This window comes from Sphingomonas bacterium (genome assembly GCF_903644055.1).
GTDB lineage: Bacteria > Pseudomonadota > Alphaproteobacteria > Sphingomonadales > Sphingomonadaceae > Sphingomonas_I.
Genome location: NZ_CAHJXD010000232.1, coordinates 1 through 4,179, shown reverse-complemented (window position 1 = coordinate 4,179; position 4,179 = coordinate 1). Strand labels below are relative to the sequence as shown.

At 65.6% G+C, this 4,179-nt stretch carries 5 protein-coding genes; all 5 read left to right on the top strand.

Annotation, left to right across the window (positions count from 1 at the left end; genetic code table 11):
* Positions 1-88: 88 nt before the first annotated feature.
* Entirely contained in the window at positions 89-970 is an 882-nt protein-coding gene (gene dapA / locus HUU94_RS10325) for a 4-hydroxy-tetrahydrodipicolinate synthase (RefSeq protein ID WP_174275001.1), read from the top strand.
* Positions 970-1,215: a type II toxin-antitoxin system HicA family toxin gene (locus HUU94_RS10320; RefSeq protein WP_174275000.1), complete on the top strand. Its 246-nt coding sequence runs from the start codon at positions 970-972 to the stop codon at positions 1,213-1,215. Before dapA ends, HUU94_RS10320 begins: the two co-directional genes overlap by 1 nt.
* The gene (locus HUU94_RS10315; RefSeq protein ID WP_174274999.1) at positions 1,212-1,439 is read left to right on the top strand and encodes a type II toxin-antitoxin system HicB family antitoxin; all 228 of its coding nucleotides are present in this window, start codon (positions 1,212-1,214) and stop codon (positions 1,437-1,439) included. Before HUU94_RS10320 ends, HUU94_RS10315 begins: the two co-directional genes overlap by 4 nt.
* Positions 1,440-1,459: 20 nt before the next feature.
* The gene (smpB, locus tag HUU94_RS10310; protein WP_174274998.1) at positions 1,460-1,942 is read left to right on the top strand and encodes an SsrA-binding protein SmpB; all 483 of its coding nucleotides are present in this window, start codon (positions 1,460-1,462) and stop codon (positions 1,940-1,942) included.
* 61 nt (positions 1,943-2,003) lie between these two features.
* Positions 2,004-4,007, top strand: coding sequence for a M13 family metallopeptidase (locus HUU94_RS10305; RefSeq protein WP_174274997.1), 2,004 nt, complete (start codon positions 2,004-2,006; stop codon positions 4,005-4,007).
* The last annotated feature ends 172 nt before the right edge of the window (positions 4,008-4,179 follow it).

The window sequence follows — 4,179 nt, the reverse complement described above, 5'->3', positions numbered from 1 at the left end:
TTCCCTATCTGGCGGGCGCCGCGCGGACTCTTTCAGATCCATACGGCGCGATATGGCGTGTGCCGCGCCCAAGGTGAAGAGAGAGCCTATGTTCTTCGGGTCGATTCCTGCCCTCGTCACGCCGATCCGAGACGACAGGGTCGACGAGGAGGCGTTCCGCCGCTTCGTCGACTGGCAGATCGAGAGCGGATCGTCGGCGCTCGTGCCCTGCGGCACCACCGGCGAGAGCGCGACCATGTCGATCGAGGAGCATGATCGCGTCGTGGCGCTCTGCATCGAGCGATCGGCGGGGCGCGTGCCCGTGATCGCCGGCTGCGGATCGAATCATACGGCGGTGGCGCTCGGCCACATGCGGCGCGCCAAGGCGGCGGGCGCCGATGCGGCGCTGGTGGTGCTGCCCTATTACAACCGACCCAACCAGCAGGGCATCGTCGCGCACTTCACCCATCTTTCCGAGAATTGCGACCTGCCGATCCTGGTTTACAACGTGCCGTCGCGCACCGTCACCGACATCATGGTCGAGACCCTGGCCGAGGTTGCCAGGCTGCCGACCGTGATCGGGATCAAGGACGCCAGCGGCAAGGTCGAACGGGTCGCCGCGCAGCGCCTCGCTTGTGGCGCGGATTTCTGCCAGCTCTCGGGCAACGACGATCTTGCGCTCGGCTATATGGCGATGGGGGGCAAGGGCTGCATCTCGGTCACCGCCAACGTCGCGCCGCGCCTCTGCGCCGATTTCCAGGCGGCGTGCCGGGAAGCGCGCTGGGCCGATGCGCTGGCGTTGCAGGACAGGCTGTTTCCCCTGCACGCAGCCTTGTTCAGCGATGCCTCGCCCGGCCCGACCAAATATGCGCTGACCAGGGTCCACCCGGAATTTCCGCAGGAGCTGCGCCTGCCGATGACCTGGCCGAGCGAGGCGAGCCGGGCGGCGGTGGATGCGGCGCTTGAGCATGCGGGGTTGATCGCCGGCTGATGGCGCGGAGTGACAAGCTCTTCGCCGCGATGAAGACCAGCCCGCGAGGTGACTGGACCATCGCCGATATTCAGTCGCTGTGTCGTGATTTCGGAATAACTTGCAAGGCGCCGACGCGAGGATCACATTACACGCTGTCGCATCCGGAAATCGGTGGGCATTTGACGATCCCGGCACGCCGCCCGATCAAGCCCATCTATATCCGGTTGCTGATCGGCATGATTGAAGGACTGCCCAGGCCATGAATGTCGACGCGCGGAGCTATCGGGTCTTTGTCGAGCCGCTGTCTGTGGAACTTGGCGGCGGCTTCGCTTCTTACGCACCCGAACTCAAGGGATGCATTTCCGATGGCGCATCGCCCGATGAAGCCTTGAACAATATCTATGATGCGATCACCTGCTGGATCGATGCCGCGCGTGCGAGCGGGCAATCCATCCCTCAGCCCACGGTTGCGCGGCAATACGCCTGACCCTCCCTTTGAAGTGAATCATGGCTCGCCCGCGTCCCCCCGAGTTCGAAAAGAAGAAGATCGTCGCCGAGAACCGGCGCGCGCGGTTCGAATATTTCCTCGAGGAATTCTTCGAGGCGGGGATCGCGCTGACCGGCACCGAGGTGAAGTCGCTGCGCTTCGGCGAGGGATCGATCGCGGAGGCCTATGCCGAGGTCAAGAATGGGCAGGTCAATCTGATCAACGCCAACATCCCCGAATATAATTTCGGCAACCGCTTCAACCACGAACCCAAGCGCCCGCGCAGGCTGCTGCTGCACGAGCGCGAGATCGAGAAGATGCACACCGGCGTCAGCCGCGAGGGTATGACGCTGATCCCGATGGCGGTCTATTTCAACGGCCGCGGCCGCGCCAAGGTCGAGCTAGCGCTCGCCAAGGGCAAGAAGCTCCACGACAAGCGCGAGACGATCAAGGATCGTGACTGGAAGCGCGACCAGCAGAGGCTGATGCGCGAGCGGGGCTGAGCTTTCCTTGGGCGGAGCGGCGGGCTATCCCCCACGCAAATACAGGATGAGGTTGCCCGCCATGCCGAAGAAACTGCTGCTGCTGATCGCGGCAGGCGCGCTGACTTTTCCCGCGCTGGCCGCCGACCAGCCGCAGATCGGCAGCTTCGGGTTCGACGAGGCCGGCATGGACCGGAGCGTCGCGCCCGGCGACGATTTCTACCTCTACGCCAACGGCGCCTGGGGCAGGACGACCGCGATCCCCGCCGACAAAGCCTCCTACGGTTCGTTCGAAATGCTCGACGACCTCTCGCGCGAACGCACGCGCGGCATCCTCGAAGCCGCCAAGGCCGATCCCGGGTCCAAGATCGGTGTCGCCTATGCGACCTTTCTCGATACCAATACGATCGAATCGAAGGGCCTGACCCCGATCCAGCCGTGGCTCGACAAGATCCGCACGCTCAAGAGCAAGGCGGGCTATGCCGTGCTGGTGGCCGAGGCGGATCGCGCGGGGATCGGCGGTCCGGTCGGCGCGGGCGTCGGCCAAGACAATAAGAATCCCGAGCTTTACGTCGTCTCGCTCCGCCAGGCGGGGCTCGGCATGCCCGACCGCGATTATTATCTCAGCGCCGATCCCAAGCTGCGGGAGACCAAGGCGGCCTATCAGGCGCATCTCGCCAGGGTGCTGACGCTGGCGGGCGAAAAGGATGCGGACGTGCGCGCCGCCGCGATCGTCGCGCACGAGACCGAGGTCGCCAAGGTGAGCTGGACGCGGATCGACAGCCGCGACGCCGACAAGACCTACAACAAGACGACCGTCGCCGCGCTCGCGCAGACCTCGCCCGGCTTCGATTTCGCCGCCTATCTCAAGGGCATCGGCACGCCCGTCGATACGGTGATCGTCGCCCAGCCCAGCGCGATCGCGGGGATCGCCCGGCTGATCGCCGCAGCGCCGCTCGGCGTGCTCAAGGATCAACTGCTGGTCCGCTCGCTCGACGGTTATGCCGCCGTGCTGCCGCGCGCCTTCGATCAGGAGCAGTTCGCTTTCTTCGGGACCGCGCTTTCGGGAGTTCCGCAGCAGCAGGATCGCTGGAAGCGCGGCGTCGCCTTCGCCAGCGGCGCGCTCGCCGACGACGTCAGCAAGATCTACGTCGCGAAATATTTTCCGCCCGAGACCAAGGCCGCCGCCGATCAGCTCGTCAGGAACATCATCGCGGCGATGAACGCGCGAATCGACAAGCTTGCCTGGATGGCGCCCGAAACCAAGGCGCAGGCGCACGCCAAGCTCGCCGCCTTCACCCCCAAGATCGGCTATCCGTCGCAATGGAAGGATTATGCGGCATTGCGGATCGTGCCCGGCGACGCGTTCGGCAACCGTTGGCGCGCCAACGAATGGCAGCATGCTTTTTCGACCGACAAGCTAGGCAAGCCGATCTACCGCTGGGAATGGGGGATGACCCCAATGACGATCAACGCCTACGCCAATTTCGGCATGGTCGAGATCGTCTTCCCCGCCGCGATCCTCCAGCCGCCCTTCTTCGATCCGCACGCCGATCCGGCGGTCAACTATGGCGGCATCGGCGCGGTGATCGGGCACGAGCTCAGCCATCATTTCGACGATCAGGGCGCCAAATATGATTCGCACGGCCGCCTGACGAGCTGGTGGACGCCGCAGGACGTCGCCAGCTTCAAGGCGCTGACCGGCAAGCTTGCCGCCGAATATGACGCCTATGAGCCGCTGCCCGGCATGCATGTGAAGGGCGCGCTGACGCTCGGCGAGAATATGGCCGATCTCGCCGGGCTGACGATCGCTTATGACGCCTACAGGAAGGCGCTCGGCGGCAAGCCCGCGCCGGTGATCGACGGGCTCAGCGGCGACCAGCGTTTCTATCTCGGCTGGGCGCAGGTGTGGCGACGCAACTATCGCGAGGCGGACCTTCGCCAGCGGCTGCTGACCGATCCGCACTCGCCCTCGGCACAGCGCGTCTGGATCGTCCGCAACCTCGCGCCCTGGTACGACGCCTACAAGCCCGCGCCGACGACCAGGCTGTATCTGGCGCCCGAACAGCGCGTGCTGGTCTGGTAGGCTGGCCCGGTATGGCGAGCGGAGCGTCGGTCCTGCTGGCGGCGCGGGAAGGCGCGAACGGCGATCGCGCGCTGATCGGCGGCGTGATCGGCGCGGCTTTGGTTTCGGCGGCGGGCGCCTGCCTGCTGCTGGCGCCGCTGGGGCTCGCGATGCCGCTGGCGAGCTTCTTCGC